Raw genomic sequence first — 20,946 nt, 5'->3', positions numbered from 1 at the left:
CATTTTGCCAAGAAAAAACCGCGACTTAATAAATTAACTTTCATCTGGGCGGGGTCCTCGTTCGCAACATTGATATCATTGAGCCATAACTTCAATGGGGTGCTGCATCGTGCGTAACTCGATCCGCCATGGCTGGATGCCGATTTGTCTGTTGTTGTTCAGTGTGTTCAGTTCATCTGCCTGGGCTGGTAATACACCTTGCTCTGGCAAAAAGGGTGGAATCGATCGCTGCGACGGCGATCTGTTCCTGTGTAACGACGGCTCCATCAGCGGCTCGAAAAAAAGTTGCTCGGCCATGTTCGGCGGTCAGACCCAGGAACGTCCACAGGCGTTTATCCAGGACACCCAGGGTTGCTCCTGTGGCACCGGTTCGTTTTGTACCGGGCCAAGAGGCGGCGTTTACTGCCTGACCCCCAGCGGCAATAAAAGCTATAAGCGCAAATAACCCATGCATAAAACCCGTTGGCTCAACCTGTTCCTTGCAGTTTGCATGAGGCCGGGAAGTTCAAACTTTCTAAGCAATTGAAGCACAACGATTTATTCAAAGTGCGTGACTGGCACGGTGACTGCAATTCCTTCCTCGAAGAGTTGTAACACCATCTTTCTGCCTGGAGCGATACAACTATGAATAGATCCTCTGACGGTTTCTATCCCGCCATGGATGAATCCACCACGCTGTCCGGCGTGTCCTGGGGCGCGATTTTCGCGGGTGCCGCTGCCGCGGCGGCGTTGTCGCTGATCCTGGTGTTGCTCGGCTTCGGCCTGGGTTTTTCGGCGGTATCGCCTTGGGCCAATGAAGGCGTGAGCGCCAAAGGCCTGGGGATCTCGACCATTGTCTGGCTGGCCTTCACCCAGATTGTCGCTTCGGGGCTTGGCGGTTACATCGCCGGGCGACTGCGGGTGAAGTGGGCGTACATGCACGGCGATGAAGTTTACTTTCGCGACACGGCCCATGGTTTTCTGGCCTGGTGCGTGGCGACGCTGGTGACGGCCACGCTGGTCGCCGGGTCGGTCAGCAGTCTGGTCGGCGGTGGCGTGCAGGCCGGGGCGAACATGGTCGGCGGTGCCGCCAGTGCCGCGACGCAAGCCGTGGGCACGGCGGCGGGCAATACCCAAGGTGATGAGTACGGTTACTTCGTCGACAGCCTGTTCCGTGATGATCGCCCGGTTGCCGTCAGTGATGATGCGGCCCGGGGCACCGTCACCCGGATCTTTGTGCGTTCCCTGAGCAGGGGTGAGCTGGCCGCCGAAGACCGGACTTACCTGGCGCAACTGGTCGCGCAGCGGACCAACCTCACTCAGGCCGACGCCGAACGTCGTGTCGATGAGGTCTATGCCCGCACCCAGAAAGCCGTGGCCGACGCCAAGCTGGCCGCTCAACAAACCGCTGACACCGCTGCGAAAGTGGCGGCGTGGACCACGCTGTGGATGTTCGTTGCGCTGTTGGCCGGTGCGTTCTTCGCCAGCCTTGCCGCAACCTTCGGTGGTCGTCGTCGGGATGCGGTGGTGTATCTGGAAACCGATACCTACGTCACCACTGCACCGATTCGTTAATCCAGGAGAACTACCATGCGTTCATTACTGCTGTTCTTTCTCGGCGTGCCGATCCCGATCATTATCTTGATTGCGTTGTTTGTGCATTGATTCGACTGCCGCTTCTGCCTTTGGGTGAAGCGGCGCTTTTGCTTAAGCCATCGCGAGCAAGTCGGATCGCCGCACCGTCGCTCCCACAGGAAAGCGTGATTCCCTGTGGGAGCGAGCTTGCTCGCGATGGCGGTCGATGAGGCGAAATGAATCTGTCAGTCAATCGGCGTACTGACAAACACCTCAAGCCCTTCGGCATACGCCGTGAACGCGGCGATCCGCGGAAACTGCGCCGCACTCACCTGGTCCGGCACCACCAGGTTGGTGAAGCTCCAGGCTACAGCGAGGGTGATGCCGTCCTGCTCGATCGCACCGTCAGTCTTCAGCGGCTGCTTTTCCAGCTCCCGCTCCAGCGCCGACCAGGCCGCCACCAGCTGTCCTTCGACCCGCTGCACCCAAGGCTCGAATTGAATTTCCGCCGGCCGCAGGTTGCGCTCGTAGTAAAGCTGCACGGACTTTTCGCTCGCGGCCAGCGCCAGGCCGATCAGGCGCAACGCGCGCAGGCGCTGAGCCGGTTCGACGGGCATCAGGCTGTTATCGGCCAGGGTTTCCAGGTAGTCGATGATCAGCGTCGAGTCCATCAACACCTCACCGTCATCCAGCACCAGCGTAGGTGCCTTGACCACCGGGTTGATCTGCCGGAATTGTTCGAAGTGGCGGAACACCGAGATCGATTGATGTTCCAGCGTGACTCCCAGGCATTTGGCAGAAATGGCGGCGCGCCTGACATAGGGCGAGTCCAGCATACCGATCAGCTTCATGGTCCTTTCCTTTATATGGCCATTTCGGGAGGGACAACCTTAGCTGAGGTTCGCAGCCATGCAAATGGCAGGGAAAAAGGCGGGGAAAATGGCCCCGTGCAGGCCGTTTGTCTTCTATATACAGCCGCTCGATTGAATTTCTTGCTATAAACGCACTCCGATTACCGCCTCAAAGCCTGCTGTAGAGCATTTTCAGGGCTTTGTCGGACAAATTCGCTGTCTTTTCAGTTGCTGAGGCCTCAAGTCGGCCTTAGACTGCCGCCCCTCGTAAATTGAGTGCCGGGTGGCGCTTGGAACAAACGGCGCCTTTCCGATGGCCTGCCCAGGTCTGCCGGAACGCTCCCTTATTCGCCTTAATGCACGTTTTTTTATAGAGATATCAATGACAAAGGACAAGTTGCTGGCCATGCCGGCGGATGACTACATGAATGCCGAGCAACATGCTTTTTTCTCCGAGCTGTTGCAGAACATGAAAGTCGAAACCCATGAGCGCATCGAACAGAACCGCATCGCCATCGAAAGCCTGGACACCCCGGCCGATCCGGCAGACGCGGCTTCGGTCGAAGAAGAGCGCACCTGGCTGGTGAACGCGATCGATCGCGACCAGCGCATGCTGCCTCAGTTGGAGCAAGCCCTTGAGCGCATCAAGGAAGACAGCTTTGGCTGGTGCGACGACAGCGGCGAGCCGATCGGCCTCAAGCGCCTGCTGATCAGCCCGACCACCAAGTACTGCATCGAAGCTCAAGAGCGTCACGAGCAAATCGACAAGCACCAGCGTCAGGCCTGATTCTGTGAGGCAGCCCTGTTGAACCGGGCTGCCTGAAAAGATCGCAGCCTGCGGCAGCTCCTACATTTGTTCCGTAGGGGTTGCTGCAGGCTGCGATCTTTGTTTTCTGCCGTCTGCGATTTCCCGATTCTTATATTGATCTGCTGCAACGTTCGCGACTAAAGGCTCATGGATAATGGCCTTATGCCGGCGTTTAATGCGAAGACAACAATTAGAAGTTTTCCGGGGTGACGATGATGACAAGAGACGGGTCTCTGGCTGCGGCAGTGCCTGCACCAGTGCTGTTGCCGAAAAACCGCTGGCTGACACCGACGCTGCAAAGCATCGCCTTGATGCTGTTGTTATGTGGCATGTCGTTGGGCGGTTGGTCGCTCTACCTTGGCCTGCCCCTGGCCGTCCTGATCATCTGGCTGCCTCGCTTGCGTTCGCGCGCGACCCCACAGGCGGCTTCCCCCGGCAACCCCGATGCCATCGGCGTGTTGACTCGCGACCTTTCCTACACCACCAGCCATAACGCGCTTTCGGCCGCCGGGGTGGCGTTCTCGGTTCGGCAACTGGCGGAAAAACTGCAATCGCAGCTCTCGGCGGCGGCACAGATCGTCAGCAACGCCGAGGTCATGATTACCACCGAACACGCCACCTCGCTGCTCAGTCGCCAGGCGCTGAGCGCCGCCAGCGAGGCTCATCAAAGTGGCGCGGTGGGGCGTACGGAACTGATCGAGTCCATTGCCCGCATGCATCAGCTCAGCCAGCGCGCCAGCAACAGCCGTGAACTGATCGAAGCCTTGAGCCTGCGCAGCGATGATATCCAGCGCGTGACCCTGGTGATTCAGTCCATCGCCAGCCAGACCAACCTGTTGGCGTTGAACGCCGCCATTGAAGCGGCGCGGGCGGGGGAGCACGGTCGCGGGTTTGCCGTGGTGGCCGACGAGGTTCGCGGACTTGCCGCACGCACGGCGACCGCGACGGGCGAAGTCGGCGAGATGGTGGCCGATATCCAGCAACGGACCGCGCAGGTGGTGGAGCAGATCCGCCAACTGTCCAGCGACCTCGACAACGGCGTCGAGCAGGTCGAGCGCACCGGGCAGCACCTGGAGAACATTGCCCGTCTGGCGGCCAGTGTCGAGTCCCAGGTCGGGGAAATCGCCCAGGGCGCAGACACCAACCGTGAACAGCTCGACAGCCTGTTTCACGCCATCGAACAGATGCGCAGCGACCTGGCGGTCAGCGATCAGCAGACTCAGCGTCTGGCCCAGGCGGCGGTGCAAATGGAAGGGCAGGCCGAAACCATCAGCGAGCGACTGGCCGAGGTGGGGCTGGATGATTATCACCAGCGGATCTATGACCTGGCCCGGGAAGGCGCGAGCCGGATTGCAGAACGTTTCGAGGCGGATATCGATGCCGGTCGAATCAGTCTGGACGACCTGTTCGACCGCAACTATCAGGTCATCCCCCATACCAGCCCGGCCAAGTATCAGACGCGTTTCGACCGCTACACCGATCAGGTCTTGCCAGCGATCCAGGAACCCTTGTTGCCGCGTCACGAAGGATTGGTGTTCGCCATCGCCTGCACCCAGCAGGGTTATGTGCCGACCCACAACCATGCGTTCAGCCAGCCGCTGACGGGGGACGCGCAGGTCGATGCCTTGCAGAACCGGACCAAACGCAAGTTCGCCGACCGCACCGGGATCCGCTGCGGCAGCCATCAGAAGGCCGTGCTGCTGCAAACCTATACCCGGGACACCGGCGAGTTGATGCACGATCTCTCGGTGCCGATCATGCTCAAGGGCCGGCATTGGGGCGGTTTGCGCCTGGGCTACAAGCCGGAAAAACCGCGCTAGAAACCCCGGGTTGCCGGGTAATGCTGTTCAACTGTAGGAGCGAGCTTGCTCGCGATGGACTCAAGAGCGCCGCGTTTAGTCAGTAAACACGCGGCATCGTTAACGACCATCGTCGGAACGCCGCCCGGAGCAAGCTCGCTCCTACAGTGGATCGGGTTGCCGGGTGATTGTTACAAATCCTGCAACTGACCTGTGCAGCGTTTTGCTGTTTCCTCGTCGAGAATTTAACTAGCATACCTATTAATTAGGTTGCTAATGAAGTTCGAGGTCAGCATGCAAGGCAAAGTTGATGTCGCGGTCATGATCGGCAGCGGCGTACCTGCCAATCTGCGCTCCATGGGACGCAAGGTTTGCTGGGTGGTGTTGCTCAATGGCGAGCGCCGGGGCACGGCGTTCTCCAGTCGCGACGAAGCGGAGGAGTGCAGGGCTGCCTGGTTGGCGCAATTGAACGCCGAAAGACCTGACAGCCTGCATTGAAGTGGTCAGTGGGTCTGATGCATGCGCAGGTTCAGGTCGTCGACTACTCGCGCCCAGTCTGCGTCTTCGCGTAGTTGTTCCTTGAGGAAGCCGGCCTGCTGCGGTGACCAGAACTCGGCGTCGATGAGCTTCTTGTCGTCGGGCAGGGAATGGCCGGCAATGAAGTCGTCGATCGCTTTCTGGCTCGAGTCCAGGCCGAGCTGGTCGAACAGGCCTTTCAGGTCGTGTGTCGGTGATTCCATCTTCATCTCCTTGCAGGTCATCAGTCGGGACGAGGGGCGACGTGCAGTCTCCTGGTTTCGAGGGCGCCGCACGGGTGGAGTTCGATCACGATGTTCAAACGCAACACAGAGCATAGACCGCCAATCCGGGTATCAGGCTTTCAGTGCCCCGGCATCGACCGCCGCCTTCAGTTCCCTGGCCGATTCCTGGGCTGCGATGGCAGCGACATCCGGGGTTTTGAACCAGCGATCTTTTTCGACCTGGTGATAGGTCACGGTCTTGAGCGGTGGTTTGGCGCGCATGACAATCACGGCCTGGAATTCACCCTCGACTTCTCTGGCTTCACCCCGGATAAAAAACTCGCCGATATCAAATTCCGTCACGTTGCAGACTTCCCCTGGAAATACATTGTTGTTGTCAACGCCATCCGATTTGTTGCGGATTCGTTTTATTGGGCGGGCAGTATGGCAGTAGTTGCCCGTCGACGGCTGAGATAAGTCGACGGGCAGACCAAACGTTGATGAAAATGAGCGCGACAGGCCTGTCAACCCTGTGATTCAAGAAACCGGGCGAGGGCGCAGGCTTCGTTATGATTGGCTCGGAAACCTCTTACACAGCCGGTAGAAATATCCTTGATGTGAAAGAAGGCAATGCCCGCCATCACCACCTGAAAGCGCGGGCGGGAAGGGACATCGGGAAGCGGTCCGGAACGGCCGAACGGTCTCGGCTGCGAGATCGCTGTTGTTTGCGAGTCAGGCACCAAGGGATAGGCAAAGTGTGTCAGTGTGCACATATGAAGTCCTTTTCATTGTTTTGCCGACGTATGTACGTCGTTTTGGCTAGTCTTCAGGAGCATCGCTGCTCTAGAATCACCCTTATTGGTGGGTGAATGATGTTTATCTAAAGCAATTTTTTGCTGACGATATGTAGGAAATTTTTTTCTCTTGGTGAGATTTTTCCCCGAAGTTGATAGTCCATAATTTTCGGGCAGCAGGAAGGGCGTTTTCCTTCAGCCTGTGACGAACACCAGTCAGGACGACGCGAGTGACGTTCCAGTAGTCTTCTCAAGCTTCGTGATGAATGAGTGCACTGCTCATTCAGGACATCAATCCGGGTTCTCTGGCGACACCTTCGGCATTGCCGCTTTTTTGGCTGTGCGTTTGTTTTCGCGTACGGCGCCATTTTTCAGATGTGGGGATGTTTCCTTGGCAGTAAGTAATCTCGATATGCATGCCTTGTTCGTGCTGGGCGATTTGCGCGCAAAGCTGGTCAAGCAGTTTCAGTCACGTTTCGTTTACATCACCGAACAGAACGCTGAAGGCATTTACATTGCCGAAATCGACACCGAATCAGCCCTGGTGGTGGACGACAAGCCCGGACTCAAGCTCAAGGTCGGCGATCATTTCAGCGCCTCCGTGTTGCCCAGTCGCGAAGGCGGCAAGCTGGACATCAGGTTCCGCGACATCAAGCTGACGGTTTACGGCATTGGCGATTACGCCTTCGTGACCACCGCCGATGGTCAGGGGGTCGTGTTCAAGGAAGGTCACAGCGTGGTGATGGTGTTTGCCGCCCATCAACAGTTGCAGGAAGGCCTGACCAAGACCCTCAAGGCCGTGACCGCCAAAGTGGCCAAGTGGCGCAAGGGCGAGCTGGTGACCTTCAAGGCCAGCGAGTGATGACCCTGACCCGCGCCGACTTCCACGAACAGAACCTGGCCAGCGCTCAAGACGAAGCGCGGCGGCTGTTCGAGCACAAGCCCCTTCTGCAAGGAGCCTGGCTGAACTGGGTGGCGTCACAGCTTTACCAATTGCAACCGGCGCCCTACGCCAGCATGGTCAGACGAGAGCTGACGCGTTTGCAGGAAACTTCCGAAAACTGATCCCCGCACCTCGAAAGCAGGAACCTCTACTACAGTCATTGGACTGAGTATTCAGAGGCTTCGCGGTCTACTGCCAGGCCATCCTGCTATTGCTGTGAACAGCACGAGGTGCAAAAGCATGAACGGATTACGACGGTTGCTGGCTGCTGTCCTGGCCACTTTCGGTTTGCTGGCGACACCCGCCCAGGTGTTTGCCGCCCAGGCGCCGATCCACTTCGCCGACCTGAACTGGGAAAGCGGCAGCCTGATTACCGATGTCCTGCGCATCATTGTCGAGAAGGGCTACGGGCTGCCCACCGATACCTTGCCGGGTACCACCATCACCCTGGAAACCGCGCTGGCCAACAATGACATCCAGGTCATTGGCGAAGAGTGGGCCGGTCGCAGCCCGGTCTGGGTCAAGGCCGAAGCCGAAGGCAAAGTCGTCAGCCTCGGCGACACGGTCAAGGGCGCTACCGAAGGCTGGTGGGTGCCGGAATACGTGATCAAGGGCGACCCGGCCAAGGGCATCAAGCCGCTGGCGCCGGACCTGCGCAGCGTCAGCGACCTGCCGCGCTACAAAGACGTGTTCAAGGACCCGGAAGCCCCGACCAAAGGGCGTTTCCTCAACAGCCCTATCGGCTGGACCTCGGAAGTGGTCAACAAGCAGAAGCTCAAGGCGTACGGGCTGGACGACAGCTACGTGAACTTCCGCAGCGGTTCGGGGGCGGCCCTGGATGCAGAGATCAGTTCGTCCATTCATCGTGGCAAGCCGGTGCTGTTTTACTACTGGTCGCCTACGCCTTTGCTCGGCCGCTTCAAGCTGATTCAACTGGAAGAGCCACCGTTCGACGCCGAAGCCTGGAAGACCCTGACCGACGCCGACAACCCCAATCCACGGCCGACCCGTTCCCTGGCTTCGAAGCTGTCGATCGGTGTGTCCACCCCCTTCCAGAAGCAATATCCGCAGATTGCCGAGTTCTTCGCCAAGGTCGACTTTCCGATCGACCCGCTGAACAAGGCGCTGGCCGAGATGAGCGAGAAACATACACCGCCGCGCCAGGCGGCGCAGGCGTTCATGAAGGCTCATCCGGACGTCTGGCGCGCCTGGCTGCCCAAGGACGTGGCGGACAAAGTCGCCGCCGCCCTGTAGGCGCTGCCGCAGGCTGCGATCTTGTCTGAAAAAGCAAAATCAAAAGATCGCAGCCTGCGGCAGCTCCTACAATGTTCTGTTCAAATCCCTTTCAAGGATTCCTGACCATGACCTTGCTGTTGGCTCAATGGCTGGTGACGATCTTCGCCGTGATCAGTCTGGTGCATGTGTATTGGGCGTTGGGTGGCGAGTGGGCGGCGGTGGCGGCGGTCCCGCAAGTACCGCAGGAGGGCAGCGCAAAATTGAGGCCGGCGTTCAAGCCACGAGGCTGGATCACGCTGGTGGTGGCCGGGGCATTGCTGTTGATCGCCGTGCTGGTGTGCTGGCGGGTGGGTTGGTGGCTGCCGCCCTTGCATCACTGGTCGTTGCAGTGGGTGATCAGCGCCATTGCGATCTTGCTGTTTGCCCGGGCCATTGGCGATTCGGAGCTGGTGGGCTTTTTCAAGGAGGTCAAAGGTTCGAAATTTGCCCGGCTCGACACCTGGGTTTATTCGCCGTTGTGTGTGGTGTTGGGGGCGGGGTTGTTGGCGGTGGCCTGGGTCTGATACCGCGACGTTTCTGTAGTGACAGTACTGGCCTCATCGCGAGCAAGCTCGCTCCCACAGGTTTTGTGTGCGCCACAAATCCACTGTGGGAGCGAGCTTGCTCGCGATGAGGCCGGTCCAGTCGATGCAAATCCTTGGTCTAACTCCCGCTCTCCGTACGCCGACTACTCACCTCAGCCGGCACATCATCCCCGGCCATACGCTTACGAAACAGCGCCGCCCGGGCCAGCAGCAAGGTGGTCACCGGCACGGTAATCGCCAGCAGGATCGGAATCAGCCAGGCGTGCAGGACCGGCGCAGACTTGAGCGCCGAAAAGTAGATGATCGAAGCCAGCGCCACGCACCAGGCTCCGAGTGTCGAGGCCAGTGCCGGTGGGTGCATGCGCTGGAAGTAGTCCTTCATGCGCAGCAGGCCTGTGGCGCCGATCAAGGCAAACAGGCTGCCGAGCACCAGCAGGATCGCCACCGGGATTTCCACCCACATCGACAAGGGCGCATTCATTCGATCACCTCACCACGCAGCAGGAATTTCGCCAGGGCGAAGGAGCCGACGAAACCGAACAGGGCGATCAGCAGCGCCGCCTCGAAGTAGGTGTCACTGGCATAACGAATACCCAGCGTCAGCATCATCAGCATCGCGACGATGTACAGGTAGTCCAGCGCCAGGACCCGGTCCTGGGCCGACGGCCCTTTGAACAGGCGGATCAGGGTCAGGATCATTGCCAGGGAAAACAGGAACAGGCTCAGCAGGATCGCGTTCGCCAGCAAGGGGCTCATTCAAAGATCTCCATCAACGGACGCTCGTAGGTCGTCTTGAAGTGCTGGATGAACAGCGCCTCGTCGTCCAGGTCGAAGACGTGCAACAGCAGAATGCTGCGGTCCAGCGCCAGCTCCGACCAGACCGTACCGGGCACCACCGTGGTGATCATCGACAGCGCGGCCAGGCCATTGGCGTCGCGCAAGTCCAGCGGCACCTTGATGAATTGCGAGCGGGGCGGGCGGTGACCGGCATTGAGCACGCCCCAGGCCACGGCGAGGTTGGACACCAGCACATCGCGCCCGACCAGCAGGACCAGGCGCAGGATCACCCCCGGACGACGGATGCGCACCGGCAGCGGACGCAGCCTGCGCATCATCAGCGGCGCGCAGAACCCCAGCGCCGCCCCCAGCAGCAGATTGCCGGGGCTGGTCGACAGGTTCAGCAACAGCCACAACAGGCACAAGGCCAGCGACAGCAAGGGTGCGGGAAACAGACGCTTCATGGTTGCACCTCCTGCGGGCTAGCCTTGGCCGTGGGGTTCGGTACGACGCGGGTGTCGAGCACCGCCATTACGTATTGCTGCGGGTTGTACAAGGCATCGGCGGCGGCCTGGGTGTAGCGCAGCAGCGGATCGGCCTTGAAGGTCAGCGCAATGCTCAAGCCCAGCAGCGCGAAGATCGGCACGCATTCCAGGCGTCGCAGCAGGGGCGATGGTCGTTCCGCCGGCGTCCAGAAGCGCTGGATGCCCAGGCGCGAGAATGCGACCAGCGACGCCAGCCCCGACACAATCAACAACACCAGCAGGCCCCACGCGGCATTGGAAATCGGTGTGTCGCCGCTGTTGCCCAGGCCCAGCGGATTGAGCAGGGCGCCGATCAACCCGAGTTTGCCGATAAACCCGGAGAGCGGCGGCATGCCGATGATCAGCAAGGCGCAGGCGATGAAGCTCAGGCCGAGAAACGCCATGGTCCACGGGATCACCTGGCCGACCACGGCTTTCTGGTCGTCGTCGAGGTTGGTGCCTTTGGGGGGATGCAGGGATTCCAGGGGGCGGGGCAACAGTTCGGCTTCGTCTTCGAGCTGTATTTCGTTGGCCGAGCGCGAACGCTCGATCAGTTCGGCCAGCAGGAACAGCGCGCTCAAGGCCAGGGTCGAGCTGAACAGATAGAACAGCGCAGCGCCCACCAGGTTCGGCTGGGCGAAACCGATGGTCGACAACAGGATGCCCGCCGACACCAGAATGCTCAGGCTGGCCATGCGCTCCAGGCGTTGCGCGGCGAGGATCGCAAGGGCGGCACAGACGATGGTCGCCATGCCGCCGTAGATCAGCCACTCCCCGCCAAAGAACGCCGATGCCCCGGCCTGGGCGGAGAACAGCAGCGTCCACAGGCGCAGCAAGGTGTAGACGCCGACCTTGGTCATGATCGCGAACATCGCCGCCACCGGCGCGCTGGCCGAGGAATAGGCCGGCACCAGCCAGAAGTTCAACGGCCACATGCCGGCCTTGGCCAGAAACGCGACGGCCAGGATCCCCGCGCCGGCGTGCAGCAAGCCCCGGTCAGCTTCGGACACCAGCGGGATCTTTACCGCCAGATCGGCCATGTTCAGCGTGCCGGTCACCCCATAGATAAGCGCCGCGCCAATCAGGAACAGCGACGAGGCCAGCAGGTTGATCGAGATGTAATGCAGCCCCGACGACACCCGCGCCCGGCCCGAGCCGTGGAGCATCAACCCGTAGGACGCGGCCAGCAACACCTCGAAGAACACGAACAGGTTGAACAGGTCCGCGGTGAGGAATGCGCCGTAGAGCCCCATCAACTGGATCTGGAACAGCGCGTGGAAACTGGAACCGGCGCTGTCCCAGCGGGCCATGGCGAACAGCAGGGCACTGACGCCGATGATGCCGGTCAGCACCAGCATCAGCGCCGAAAGACGATCGACCACCAGCACCAGGCCGAACGGCACTTGCCAGTTGCTCGGCAGGTACACGCCGATGGAGCCTGGCACGCCGGTAGTTTGCGTCCATTGCAACAACGCCACGGCAATGCCCAGCCCGAGCAGGCTGGAGAACAGATTGATCCTGGCCTTGAGCGGCCGGTGCTTCTCGCCGAGCATCAGCATGATCGCGGCCGTCAGCAACGGCAGCAGGATGGGCGCGACGATCAGGTGGGTCATCGCCATCATTCCCTGGGCTCCCGGCCATCCACATGGTCGGTGCCGGTCAGGCCCCGGGACGCCAGCAGCACCACCAGGAACAGCGCGGTCATGGCGAAGCTGATGACGATCGCCGTCAGTACCAGCGCTTGCGGCAACGGGTCGGTGTAGTGCAACAGATCCTGCGGCACGCCGTCCTTGATGATCGGTTCCTTGCCGATGAACAGGCTGCCCATGCTGAAAATGAACAGGTTGACGCCGTATGACAGCAGGCACAGGCCCATGACCACCTGGAACGTCCGGGGGCGCAGGATCAGCCAGACGCCGGACGCGGCCAGGACGCCGATGGCGATTGCGATGACTTCTTCCATCAGACGGCTCCCTTGGCGGCAACGGATTTAGGCTGGGCAGCGGTTTTGTGACCGCGCACCGATTGGTGGGCGAGGGCGGTGAGGATCAACAGGGTCGAGCCGACCACCACGCCGTACACGCCGATGTCGAAGAACAGCGCGCTGGCCAGGTGGATGTCACCCAGCAGCGGCAACGAAAAATGCCAGGTATGGGTGGTCAGGAACGGGTAGCCGACCAGCATCGCACCCAGGCCGGTGGCCGTGGCAATCATCAGGCCCGTGCCCATCCAGCGCAGCGGTCGCAGGCTCATTTGCGCCTCGACCCACTGCGTGCCGGCGACCATGTATTGCAGGATGAACGCCACCGACATCACCAGCCCGGCGACAAAGCCGCCGCCCGGTTGATTGTGTCCGCGCATGAACAGGTAGAACGACACCACCAGCGCCACCGGCAACAGCAGGCGCACCAGCACCGCCGGCACCATCATGAAGCCGAGCGCGGTGTCGCTGGCGTGACGCGGGTTGACCAGGTCGGTGACCACATCCGGTGCGAGCAAGCGTTGCTGGGCCGGCAGTTGCAGGCTTTCTTTCGGCGGACGGAAGCGACGCAGCAGGGCGTACACGGTCAGGGCCACGGCCACCAGTACGGTGATTTCACCGAGGGTGTCGAAACCGCGGAAGTCCACCAGCATCACGTTGACCACGTTGCTGCCGCCGCCTTCGGGCAAGGCGCGACTCAGGTAGAAGGAGGAAATGTCGTTGGGGGTCTGGCGCGTCAGCATGGCGTAGGCCAGCAACGCCATGCCGACACCGACCACGGTCGACAGCAGCAAGTCGCGGATCCGCCGCACCCGCGCGCGACGCAGGCTGCCCGGCAACGGCGAGACTTCTTCGATCCGTCGTGGCAGCCAGCGCAGGCCCAGCAGGATCAGCACCGTGGTCACCACTTCGACCGCCAGTTGGGTCAAGGCCAGGTCCGGCGCCGAGAACCAGACGAAGGTGACGCAGGTCATCAGGCCGCAGACGCTGACCATGGTCAGGGCTGCCAGACGGTGATACTTGGCCTGGTATGCCGCGCCAAGGGCACAGGCGATGGCCAGCAACCACAGGGTGACGAAGACGATCGAGCCGGGGATCTTCGGCCGGTCGCCCCAGTGCAGGCTGCTGTGCAGCATGGGAATCAAGCCGGCCAGCACGGCGGCGAGCACCACCAGGAACAACTGCATCTGCAGGCGCCGGGTGCCAATCCGCGGCTCCAGGCGACGGGCCAGGCGCAGGCTGGCGACCAGTGCCCATTCGAACAGGTGCTTGCCATCCAGGCGGCCAATGACGGGCGGGCGGTTGAAGCGTCCACGCTTGAATTGATTGCGCAGCAGCAGGTAGACCACGGTGCCGCAGGACAAGGCGATCAGGCTCATGATCATCGGCGCGTTCAGGCCGTGCCAGATCGCCAGACTGTATTCGGGCAGGGTGCCGCCAACCACCGGTTGCGCCGCCGCCGCGAGCAGCGGGCCGACCACCTGTGCCGGGAAGATCCCCACCAGCAGGCAAGTGAACACCAGCAACTCGACCGGCGCACGCATCCAGCGCGGTGGCTCGTGGGGGGTGTGAGGCAAGTCGGTCGCGGGCGGACCGAAGAACACATCCACGGTGAAACGCAGGGAGTAAGCCACGCTGAAGGTACCGGCGATCGTTGCCACGATCGGCAAGCTCAACTCGACCCAGCGCGTGGCATTGATGAACACGGTTTCGGCGAAGAACATCTCCTTGGAGAGGAAACCGTTGAGCAACGGCACGCCGGCCATCGAGGCGCTGGCGACCATGGCCAGGGTGGCGGTGAATGGCATCAGCTTGTACAGGCCGCTGAGTTTGCGGATATCGCGGGTACCGCTTTCGTGGTCGATGATGCCGGCGGCCATGAACAACGAGGCCTTGAACGTCGCGTGGTTGAGGATGTGGAACACCGCGGCGACGGCGGCCAGCGGGCTGTTCAGGCCGAGCAGCAGGGTGATCAGGCCGAGGTGACTGATGGTCGAGTAGGCCAGCAATCCCTTGAGGTCGTTCTGGAACATCGCGCAATACGCCCCGAGCAACAGGGTGCAGGCACCGGCGCCGCTGACGATGTAGAACCATTCTTCACTGCCCGAAAGCGACGGCCATAGCCGCGCGAGCAGAAACACCCCGGCCTTGACCATGGTCGCCGAGTGCAGGTACGCCGACACGGGCGTCGGCGCGGCCATGGCGTGGGGTAGCCAGAAGTGGAAGGGGAATTGCGCACTTTTGCTCAGGGCGCCGATCAGGATCAGGGGCAACAGGATAGGGTAGAGGGCATGGGCGCGAATCAGGTCGCCGGCGGCCAGGACCTTGTCCAGGTCATAGCTGCCGACCACATGGCCGAGCAGCATGACCCCCGCCAGCAGGCACAAACCGCCCGCACCGGTCACCATCAGCGCCATGTAGGCACCGCGCCGGGAATCGGCGCGATGGTGCCAGTAGCCGATCAGCAGGAACGAGAAGAGGCTGGTCAGCTCCCAGAAAAACACGATCTGGATCAGGTTGCCGGAGATCACCAGCCCCAGCATGGCGCCCATGAAGGCCAGGAAAAACGCGAAGAAGCGCGGCACCGGATCGTTCGGCGACATGTAGTAGCGGGCGTACAGCGACACCAGGGTGCCGATGCCCAGCACCAGCAGGGAGAACAGCCAGGCGAAACCGTCCATGCGCAGAACGAAGTTCAGGCCCAGGCTGGGCAGCCAGGAAAACTCTTCGCGAATGACGCCGCCATCGGCGATCTGCGGGTACAGGAATGCGACCTGAACGCTGCCGATCAGGGCGATCAGGCCAGCCAGCAGGGATTCGGCGTTACGGGCATTGTGCGGCAACACGGCCGCCAAACAGCTGCCTATGAAAGGCAGAAGCAGTAGAACTATCAGGGACATAGGCTTCTAATCTGCGGAAGTTTGTGAAGCATCATACGTGCCAGCTCCCGGATCGCCAAACGCCAAGCTGTCGCAGAATCCTACACGGTAGACGGAAAAGCCCTGATTCACATTGTTTCCGGTAGAAGGGTTTCGCCTGTGCCGACGCCTTCGCGAGCAGGCTCGCTCCCACAGTGGGAATGCGTTTCCCCTGTGGGAGCGAGCCTGCTCGCGAAAGCTATTCAACAAACAAAGCAGAGGCTACGGCTTAACCCTGTGTTTCCCGCTCCAGTTCTTCTTCGACCGCAGCCGCCTTACCCTTGGTCTTCAACTCGCTGACAATCACCGCCGCCACAATCAACCCGGCCCCGACCAGGGCAATCGCCGGCAAGCGTTCCCCGGCGATGCGCCCGACAATCCCGGCCCATACCGGCTCGCCGGCATAGATCAACGTGGCGCGGGTCGGAGACACGCTTTTCTGTGCCCAGTTCATCGCCACCTGAATCGCCGCACTCGCCGCCCCAAGGCCCAGTGCGCTGCACAGCAGCAGCCAGGAGAAGTCCGGAATCGCCTCGTTGGTCGGCACCACCATCAGGAACGACAGCGCCGAAGTGACCGCCAGTTGCACCACCGTCACCCGGCGCACATCGACCTGGCCGGCATAGGTGCTGATCAGGATGATCTCGGCCGCAATGGCCACGGCGCTGATCAAGGTGGCGATTTCACCGGGACTGAAGTTGAACGACGCACCGGCCGGCCCGGACAACAGCATCAACCCGGTAAAGGCCAGCATGATGCCGATGCTCGGCATCAACCCCGGACGCCGCCCCAGCACCAGCCATTGCAGCAATGGCACGAACGGAACATACAAAGCGGTAATGAATGCCGATTGGCTGCTGGGAATGCTCTGCAGGCCGACCGTCTGCAAGCCGTAGCCGAGCATGATCGCCACGCCGATGAACGACCCGGCCTTGAGTTCGAACAGGCTCAGGTCGCGCAGGTGACGCCAGGAGAACAGGGCGACGATGCTCGCGGCGGCGGCAAAGCGCAGGCCGACGAAAAACATCGGGCCGCTGACGGTCATCGCATGCTGAACCAGCAGGAAGGTTCCGCCCCAGACCATCGTGATCAGCACCAGCACGCATTCGGCCTTGCTGAACCTTGTGAAACGGGAGGAAGCCTTTGGGGAATTCACCGACGTCATGACCTTGCACGCTACTGGAGGGGGACGCACAATGCGCCGAATGTTGCGCAGTATACTGCCCAACCCCACTCAGTGAGCAATATAGTGCACAAAGATTCTACCCAACGGGCTTCGGTCCTCCAGCACGTCAGCCAAAATGTTCGTCGTTTGCGTCATGCCGCCGACCTGAGCCAGACCGCGCTGGCCGAAAAGTCCGGTGTCAGCCGCCGAATGCTGGTGGCGATCGAGGCGGGGGAAAAGAATGTCAGCCTGACCACCCTCGACCGCGTGGCCGAAGCCCTCGACGTCGCCTTCAGCGATTTGATCCAGGCCCCCGACGCCCGCGATCCCAGCCGTATCAATGAGCTGGCCTGGACCGGCACGATTCCCGGCAGCAAGGCCGTGTTGCTCTCCAAGGCCCAGGCCAGTCGCGAAGTCGAGCAGTGGGAGTGGTGCCTGCAACCGGGCGAGGTGTATCCCTCGGAACCGGACGCCGATGGCTGGAGCGAGCAGATTTATGTCTTCGAAGGTTGCCTGACCGTTATGCTCGGCGACCGGCCACAGAATATTGCGGCGGGTGAATTCTTCATGTTCGCCAGCAACCAGCCGCACTGTTATCGCAATGACGGGACGGTAGCGGCGCGGTTTGTGCGAAATGTGGTGATCTGAACAGGGAGAGCAGGATGGGCCAGACCTTGAACAATGACGCCGATGTCCTGATTGTCGGTGGCGGTCTCAGTGGCGCGATGCTGGCGGCGCAGTTGATGCGATTGCCCGGTCGGCGTCGGGTGCTGGTGATCGAACCCCGTGCCGAGTTGGGGCGGGGCGAAGCCTACAGCGCGGTGGAGTTGGGCCATACGCTCAACGGCAACGCGGCGCGCATGAGTGTCGACCCGGACAACCCCGACGACCTGACCCAATGGCTTACCGACTACATTGCCGGCGGCGGCTGGCCGGAGTCGGACCAGCAGCATGTGCCGATCAGCGAATTGTTTCCGCCTCGGGGAATCTTCGGCCTGTACGCTCGGCAGCGCCTGGCAGAAGCGCAGGCGGTGGGTGCCTTGGTCGGTTCGACGGTCGAGCATGTGCAGGCCGAAGTGGTCGATTTGCAAACCGATGCAGACGCCGTGCGGTTGACCTTGAGCGACGGCCGATGCCTGCAGGGCGCTTTTACGGTACTGGCCACCGGGATGTTCCCCGCCGCGCGCACGCCACAAACCCAATCCAGCGGCTTGAATGCGGCCGCCCTCGATCCGTGGGACGTGGCGGCCATGCAGCAGCTCGATCCGCAGTCGACGGTCATGATCATCGGCTCGGGCCTGACCATGGTCGACGCCGTGGTATCCCTCGAACAGGCCGGACATCGCGGGCCGATCGAAGTGTTTTCCCGCCATGGGCTGCTGCCCCATGTGCGCCGCCAGCCACCGGCCTGGGTGGATTTTCTCGCCGAGGATCAGGACCTCCGCACGCCTCGCCAGTTGCTGCGCGAATTGCGTCGACACTGCCGGGACGCCATTGCCCAGGGCATCGATTGGCAGGCGCCACTGGACACGGTACGGGCACACATCGGCCGCTTGTGGCATCAGGCGACGGATGTGCAGCGTCGGCAGTTCGTGCGGCATGTGCGGCCCTGGTGGGAAAGCCATCACCACCGTTCGCCACCCTTGAGTGCCGAACTGGTAGAGCGTTTGTATAAAGAAGGACGGTTGCGTATTCACGCAGCGTCCTACCAGGGCCTTGAGCCTTCGATCAATGGCGGGGTGAGCATCCGCCTTCGACGACGCGGCGAGGCGCAGGCCTGTGTGGTCAGCGGTGCTGCCCTGATCAACTCCAGCGGTATCGAATACGACTGGCGCCGGGTCGCGCGACCGTTGCCCCGGCAACTGCTCGCCCGTGGCCTGGTGCGGCCGGGGCCGTTGGCCCTGGGCATCGCGGCAGAAGTCGATGGCGCGGTGCTGAACGCGCAGGGGCTGCCTGCCAGCCGTCTGTTTGCCATGGGCCCGCCGTTGCGCGGCCTGTGGTGGGAAAGCACGGCCGTCACTGATGTGGCGAGCCAGGCCAAGGCGCTGGCCGAGCGACTGGTGCGTTAAGGCTGTCCATTCAACACACTGCGTCGTGCGCTGCACGCCCCGCACTCCCTCTGTAGGAGCAGCCTTCGGCAGCTCCTACAGGGAAACACTCTCCCACCCTGTAGGAGCGAGCTTGCTCGCGAAAAACCTGAGAACACCGCGGGGTGTCAGGCTCCCCGCATCATCGTTGACCTCCATCGCGAGCAAGCTCGCTCCTACAGGTCGGGCGGTGTTCCGTTTTTCCAAGTAACCCGCCCCGCAGCCCCCCGATTACTGCTGCATCACGGTTGCCTGGTTGGTCGACCCATACTGTTGCACGGTGGCTGTCTGGGTCATGCCGCTCTGGTCGATGTTGGCGATGTTGCCGGTGCCGCCCTGGGTCACGTACGCCACGTTCATGGTGTCGGCCTGTTTGACGGTGATCATGTTGTCGCTGCTGCCGGACAATTGCTGGGTGTACGCGCGGTTGCTGCTGCCGTCCTGATTGAACTCAGTGCTGTTGCCCGAGCCCATTGTGCTGCCCATGGCCAGGTTGGTCTCGCCGCGCTGGTCGGAGATCAGGATGTTGTCAGTGCCGTTCTGGTCGAAGTACAGCTCGTTATACAAATTGTCCTGGCTGATGGTGGTTTTGTTGCCGGTACCGGTCTGGTTAGTGGTGACGATATGGCCGGTGCCGTTCTGGGTGAAGTTGGCGACGTTGTCGTAGCCATTCTGGTTGATGGTCGCACGCTGGCCGGTGCCGAACTGGCCGCCGGTCTGCGGGCCTTTCCAGTTGCTGGCGTAAACCTTGTTGCCGTCGCCTGTGGTGTTGACATTGAGCACCTGGTCTGTGCCGTTTTGGTAGGTGAAATGCACGTTGCTGTTGCCTTGTTGATAGAGCGCCAGGGTCGAGTTGGCGGATTCGTACTGGTCGGCATAGAGGGCGTTGAGGTTGCCGACCTGCAACACCGAAGCCACGTTGTTATCTCCAAAGCTCTGGTCGACGATGGTTTCGTTGGTGTTCCCGTATTGGTTGATGGTGGCCTGGCTGGTGACCTGAGTCTCTTGCCAGACTTCGGTGCCGTTGCCGTTGCCGTACTGGTTGATGGTCAGGTTGCCGCCCTGGCCGTTGCGCTGGTCGCCATAGGCATAGTTGCCGTCGCCGTTCTGGTTGATGTCCATCCGGGCGCCGTTGTGCAACACCTGTTCGGCGGTGCCGTAGTTCTCGTTGCCGTGCTGGGTGACCGTCGCTTTATTGTCGACTCCCACTTCCGTCTGTTCGACGTTGGCTTCGTTGTTGTCACCGAACTGGAAGGTCTTGGCGGACGCGCCGTCCTGGCTGCTCTGGTAGATGAGCGAGAAGCTGCCGTTACCTTCCTGTTGCTGCAAGGCTTCGCTGCTACCCACGCCGATTGACTGGCTGGCATGGGTGTTGTTGTACGTGCCGGACTGCAGCTGATGGATGGTGCTGCCGTTTTCGTACAGTTGCTCGGCATAACCGGCGTTGTACTGGCCGGACTGTTGCTGGTCGATGGTGCTGGTGGCGGTGTCCTGCACCGCCGCGGCATCGTTGCCCAGCCCCTGTTGCTGTTGATTGGCGCTACTGAGCGGAGCCGCGATCTGCTTCACGTCGGCGATGTTGGCGGTGCCGTCCTGAAACTGGTTGGAAACGCTGTCTTCAGCCATGGCCTGGGCACTGGCCATGACGAGGATCGCGGCGGTGAGGGGCGTCAATTTGAACATGATTGAATCTCCATATCGGGTGCAGTGCTTTAGCGATATTGTTTGACCGAAACGCTCATGCCGTTCCCGGACTGGTTCACGGCGCTTTGCAGCCCCGTGCCGGCCTGGTCGATGCTGGCGCTGTTGTCATTGCCGTTTTGCGAGATCCGGGCGCGGTTGTGGCTGCCTGTCTGGGTAATCGAGGCATCGTTACCGGACCCTTGTTGATTGATCATTGCCATCAAGTCGCTTCCTTGTTGCAGGATGTACGCCTCCTGATTGCTGCCCGACTGGACGATGCTGCCGAGCAACGACTGACCGTTCTGTTGCAGCATCGCGACGTTGGCCTGGCCGTTCTGGTCGATCAACGCGTGCTGACCTGCCGGTGGTGGCAATTCACCAAGATCGCCACCGGGGCCGAGGTCCTCGTTTTCCATCAAGTCGTCGGCGTGCACGCCTGCACTGCCGCAGAGCAGAAGCAGGCAGAGCAGGGCGGCAGTCGAAGTTTTCATGGGCCTGTCCT

Annotated in this window: 24 protein-coding genes; 11 read left to right on the top strand and 13 right to left on the bottom strand. The window is 61.3% G+C overall.

Features of this window, described 5'->3' with window-relative positions; all coding sequences use genetic code 11:
* Positions 1-94: 94 nt before the first annotated feature.
* Together KW838_RS29440 and KW838_RS03930 are read left to right on the top strand one after the other, a co-directional pair.
* Positions 95-445, top strand: coding sequence for a hypothetical protein (locus KW838_RS29440; RefSeq protein WP_256358709.1), 351 nt, complete (start codon positions 95-97; stop codon positions 443-445).
* Between the two features lie 179 nt (positions 446-624).
* On the top strand, positions 625-1,554 hold the full coding sequence (locus KW838_RS03930) for a hypothetical protein (RefSeq protein WP_218500459.1): 930 nt from the start codon (positions 625-627) through the stop codon (positions 1,552-1,554).
* A gap of 245 nt (positions 1,555-1,799) precedes the next feature.
* Here KW838_RS03930 and KW838_RS03925 read toward each other — a convergent pair whose 3' ends face one another.
* Positions 1,800-2,405 (bottom strand): glutathione S-transferase, encoded by a 606-nt coding sequence (locus tag KW838_RS03925; protein ID WP_218500458.1) that lies wholly within the window; start codon positions 2,403-2,405, stop codon positions 1,800-1,802.
* Between the two features lie 382 nt (positions 2,406-2,787).
* Between KW838_RS03925 and KW838_RS03920 the strand changes: the two genes are divergently transcribed.
* The 3 genes from KW838_RS03920 to KW838_RS03910 all read left to right on the top strand — a co-directional run bounded on the left by KW838_RS03920 (position 2,788) and on the right by KW838_RS03910 (position 5,510).
* A complete protein-coding gene (locus tag KW838_RS03920) occupies positions 2,788-3,192 on the top strand; it encodes a TraR/DksA C4-type zinc finger protein (RefSeq protein WP_007935965.1) in 405 nt (134 codons plus the stop codon).
* Between the two features lie 233 nt (positions 3,193-3,425).
* Entirely contained in the window at positions 3,426-5,033 is a 1,608-nt protein-coding gene (locus KW838_RS03915; RefSeq protein ID WP_371317814.1) for a methyl-accepting chemotaxis protein, read from the top strand.
* Between the two features lie 273 nt (positions 5,034-5,306).
* Positions 5,307-5,510: a hypothetical protein gene (locus KW838_RS03910; RefSeq protein WP_102701451.1), complete on the top strand. Its 204-nt coding sequence runs from the start codon at positions 5,307-5,309 to the stop codon at positions 5,508-5,510.
* Between the two features lie 5 nt (positions 5,511-5,515).
* On the opposite strand, the gene KW838_RS03905 is transcribed toward KW838_RS03910, so the two are convergent.
* The 3 genes from KW838_RS03905 to KW838_RS29435 form a co-directional block, all read right to left on the bottom strand.
* A complete protein-coding gene (locus tag KW838_RS03905) occupies positions 5,516-5,752 on the bottom strand; it encodes a DUF2789 domain-containing protein (protein WP_007973758.1) in 237 nt (78 codons plus the stop codon).
* A gap of 132 nt (positions 5,753-5,884) precedes the next feature.
* On the bottom strand, positions 5,885-6,115 hold the full coding sequence (locus KW838_RS03900) for a hypothetical protein (protein WP_007973761.1): 231 nt from the start codon (positions 6,113-6,115) through the stop codon (positions 5,885-5,887).
* A 161-nt stretch (positions 6,116-6,276) separates the two neighbouring features.
* Entirely contained in the window at positions 6,277-6,525 is a 249-nt protein-coding gene (locus KW838_RS29435) for a hypothetical protein (RefSeq protein WP_102701444.1), read from the bottom strand.
* A gap of 433 nt (positions 6,526-6,958) precedes the next feature.
* Here KW838_RS29435 and KW838_RS03895 point away from each other — a divergent pair, with 433 nt between their 5' ends.
* The 4 genes from KW838_RS03895 (at position 6,959) to KW838_RS03880 (ending at position 9,288) form a co-directional block, all read left to right on the top strand.
* Entirely contained in the window at positions 6,959-7,408 is a 450-nt protein-coding gene (locus KW838_RS03895) for a hypothetical protein (RefSeq protein WP_173900842.1), read from the top strand.
* The gene (locus KW838_RS03890; RefSeq protein ID WP_095967984.1) at positions 7,408-7,611 is read left to right on the top strand and encodes a hypothetical protein; all 204 of its coding nucleotides are present in this window, start codon (positions 7,408-7,410) and stop codon (positions 7,609-7,611) included. Before KW838_RS03895 ends, KW838_RS03890 begins: the two co-directional genes overlap by 1 nt.
* A 118-nt stretch (positions 7,612-7,729) precedes the next feature.
* The gene (locus KW838_RS03885) at positions 7,730-8,743 is read left to right on the top strand and encodes an ABC transporter substrate-binding protein (RefSeq protein ID WP_218500457.1); all 1,014 of its coding nucleotides are present in this window, start codon (positions 7,730-7,732) and stop codon (positions 8,741-8,743) included.
* 107 nt (positions 8,744-8,850) lie between these two features.
* A complete protein-coding gene (locus tag KW838_RS03880; RefSeq protein ID WP_218500456.1) occupies positions 8,851-9,288 on the top strand; it encodes a DUF3995 domain-containing protein in 438 nt (145 codons plus the stop codon).
* A 139-nt stretch (positions 9,289-9,427) separates the two neighbouring features.
* Here the strand turns inward: KW838_RS03880 and KW838_RS03875 are convergent, their stop codons facing one another.
* From KW838_RS03875 to KW838_RS03845, 7 genes are all read right to left on the bottom strand, one after another.
* A complete protein-coding gene (locus KW838_RS03875) occupies positions 9,428-9,790 on the bottom strand; it encodes a Na+/H+ antiporter subunit G (protein ID WP_085714755.1) in 363 nt (120 codons plus the stop codon).
* Complete coding sequence (locus tag KW838_RS03870) at positions 9,787-10,065, bottom strand: K+/H+ antiporter subunit F (protein ID WP_007973773.1); 279 nt, start codon at positions 10,063-10,065, stop codon at positions 9,787-9,789. Before KW838_RS03870 ends, KW838_RS03875 begins: the two co-directional genes overlap by 4 nt.
* Positions 10,062-10,550: a Na+/H+ antiporter subunit E gene (locus tag KW838_RS03865; protein ID WP_218500455.1), complete on the bottom strand. Its 489-nt coding sequence runs from the start codon at positions 10,548-10,550 to the stop codon at positions 10,062-10,064. Before KW838_RS03865 ends, KW838_RS03870 begins: the two co-directional genes overlap by 4 nt.
* On the bottom strand, positions 10,547-12,232 hold the full coding sequence (locus KW838_RS03860; protein ID WP_218500454.1) for a monovalent cation/H+ antiporter subunit D: 1,686 nt from the start codon (positions 12,230-12,232) through the stop codon (positions 10,547-10,549). Before KW838_RS03860 ends, KW838_RS03865 begins: the two co-directional genes overlap by 4 nt.
* A complete protein-coding gene (locus KW838_RS03855) occupies positions 12,229-12,573 on the bottom strand; it encodes a Na+/H+ antiporter subunit C (protein WP_007973781.1) in 345 nt (114 codons plus the stop codon). The genes KW838_RS03860 and KW838_RS03855 overlap by 4 nt, the downstream gene beginning before the upstream one ends.
* Complete coding sequence (locus tag KW838_RS03850; protein WP_218500453.1) at positions 12,573-15,491, bottom strand: monovalent cation/H+ antiporter subunit A; 2,919 nt, start codon at positions 15,489-15,491, stop codon at positions 12,573-12,575. The genes KW838_RS03855 and KW838_RS03850 overlap by 1 nt, the downstream gene beginning before the upstream one ends.
* A 247-nt stretch (positions 15,492-15,738) precedes the next feature.
* Complete coding sequence (locus KW838_RS03845) at positions 15,739-16,674, bottom strand: DMT family transporter (protein WP_256358708.1); 936 nt, start codon at positions 16,672-16,674, stop codon at positions 15,739-15,741.
* Positions 16,675-16,758: 84 nt separating this feature from the next.
* Between KW838_RS03845 and KW838_RS03840 the strand changes: the two genes are divergently transcribed.
* The gene (locus KW838_RS03840; RefSeq protein ID WP_102701434.1) at positions 16,759-17,322 is read left to right on the top strand and encodes a helix-turn-helix domain-containing protein; all 564 of its coding nucleotides are present in this window, start codon (positions 16,759-16,761) and stop codon (positions 17,320-17,322) included.
* Between the two features lie 14 nt (positions 17,323-17,336).
* On the top strand, positions 17,337-18,743 hold the full coding sequence (locus KW838_RS03835; protein WP_218500451.1) for an FAD/NAD(P)-binding protein: 1,407 nt from the start codon (positions 17,337-17,339) through the stop codon (positions 18,741-18,743).
* Between the two features lie 249 nt (positions 18,744-18,992).
* Here KW838_RS03835 and KW838_RS03830 read toward each other — a convergent pair whose 3' ends face one another.
* Both KW838_RS03830 and KW838_RS03825 read right to left on the bottom strand, forming a co-directional pair.
* Entirely contained in the window at positions 18,993-20,444 is a 1,452-nt protein-coding gene (locus KW838_RS03830; protein ID WP_218500450.1) for a curlin, read from the bottom strand.
* 29 nt (positions 20,445-20,473) lie between these two features.
* Positions 20,474-20,935, bottom strand: coding sequence for a curlin (locus KW838_RS03825; protein WP_102701431.1), 462 nt, complete (start codon positions 20,933-20,935; stop codon positions 20,474-20,476).
* Between the last annotated feature and the right edge of the window lie 11 nt (positions 20,936-20,946).

It is taken from the genome of Pseudomonas sp. PDM27 (assembly GCF_019219205.1).
GTDB classification, from domain to species: Bacteria; Pseudomonadota; Gammaproteobacteria; order Pseudomonadales; family Pseudomonadaceae; genus Aquipseudomonas; species Aquipseudomonas laurylsulfatiphila.
Note: the sequence above shows the minus strand (reverse complement) of the source record. Positions and strands in the feature narration are given on the sequence as shown.

Bases quoted from the DNA above. Each gene is read 5' to 3' on its own strand.
- KW838_RS03860 (WP_218500454.1), bottom strand. From the start codon at position 12,232: ATGATGGCGATGACCCACCTGATCGTCGCGCCCATCCTGCTGCCGTTG.
- KW838_RS03880 (WP_218500456.1), top strand. From the start codon at position 8,851: ATGACCTTGCTGTTGGCTCAATGGCTGGTGACGATCTTCGCCGTGATC.
- KW838_RS03905 (WP_007973758.1), bottom strand. From the start codon at position 5,752: ATGGAATCACCGACACACGACCTGAAAGGCCTGTTCGACCAGCTCGGC.
- KW838_RS03930 (WP_218500459.1), top strand. From the start codon at position 625: ATGAATAGATCCTCTGACGGTTTCTATCCCGCCATGGATGAATCCACC.
- KW838_RS03870 (WP_007973773.1), bottom strand. From the start codon at position 10,065: ATGAGCCCCTTGCTGGCGAACGCGATCCTGCTGAGCCTGTTCCTGTTT.
- KW838_RS03925 (WP_218500458.1), bottom strand. From the start codon at position 2,405: ATGAAGCTGATCGGTATGCTGGACTCGCCCTATGTCAGGCGCGCCGCC.
- KW838_RS03915 (WP_371317814.1), top strand. From the start codon at position 3,426: ATGATGACAAGAGACGGGTCTCTGGCTGCGGCAGTGCCTGCACCAGTG.
- KW838_RS03920 (WP_007935965.1), top strand. From the start codon at position 2,788: ATGACAAAGGACAAGTTGCTGGCCATGCCGGCGGATGACTACATGAAT.
- KW838_RS03875 (WP_085714755.1), bottom strand. From the start codon at position 9,790: ATGAATGCGCCCTTGTCGATGTGGGTGGAAATCCCGGTGGCGATCCTG.
- KW838_RS03825 (WP_102701431.1), bottom strand. From the start codon at position 20,935: ATGAAAACTTCGACTGCCGCCCTGCTCTGCCTGCTTCTGCTCTGCGGC.
- KW838_RS29435 (WP_102701444.1), bottom strand. From the start codon at position 6,525: ATGTGCACACTGACACACTTTGCCTATCCCTTGGTGCCTGACTCGCAA.
- KW838_RS03890 (WP_095967984.1), top strand. From the start codon at position 7,408: ATGACCCTGACCCGCGCCGACTTCCACGAACAGAACCTGGCCAGCGCT.
- KW838_RS29440 (WP_256358709.1), top strand. From the start codon at position 95: ATGGGGTGCTGCATCGTGCGTAACTCGATCCGCCATGGCTGGATGCCG.
- KW838_RS03850 (WP_218500453.1), bottom strand. From the start codon at position 15,491: ATGTCCCTGATAGTTCTACTGCTTCTGCCTTTCATAGGCAGCTGTTTG.
- KW838_RS03885 (WP_218500457.1), top strand. From the start codon at position 7,730: ATGAACGGATTACGACGGTTGCTGGCTGCTGTCCTGGCCACTTTCGGT.
- KW838_RS03830 (WP_218500450.1), bottom strand. From the start codon at position 20,444: ATGTTCAAATTGACGCCCCTCACCGCCGCGATCCTCGTCATGGCCAGT.
- KW838_RS03845 (WP_256358708.1), bottom strand. From the start codon at position 16,674: ATGACGTCGGTGAATTCCCCAAAGGCTTCCTCCCGTTTCACAAGGTTC.
- KW838_RS03895 (WP_173900842.1), top strand. From the start codon at position 6,959: ATGCATGCCTTGTTCGTGCTGGGCGATTTGCGCGCAAAGCTGGTCAAG.
- KW838_RS03855 (WP_007973781.1), bottom strand. From the start codon at position 12,573: ATGGAAGAAGTCATCGCAATCGCCATCGGCGTCCTGGCCGCGTCCGGC.
- KW838_RS03865 (WP_218500455.1), bottom strand. From the start codon at position 10,550: ATGAAGCGTCTGTTTCCCGCACCCTTGCTGTCGCTGGCCTTGTGCCTG.
- KW838_RS03910 (WP_102701451.1), top strand. From the start codon at position 5,307: ATGCAAGGCAAAGTTGATGTCGCGGTCATGATCGGCAGCGGCGTACCT.
- KW838_RS03835 (WP_218500451.1), top strand. From the start codon at position 17,337: ATGGGCCAGACCTTGAACAATGACGCCGATGTCCTGATTGTCGGTGGC.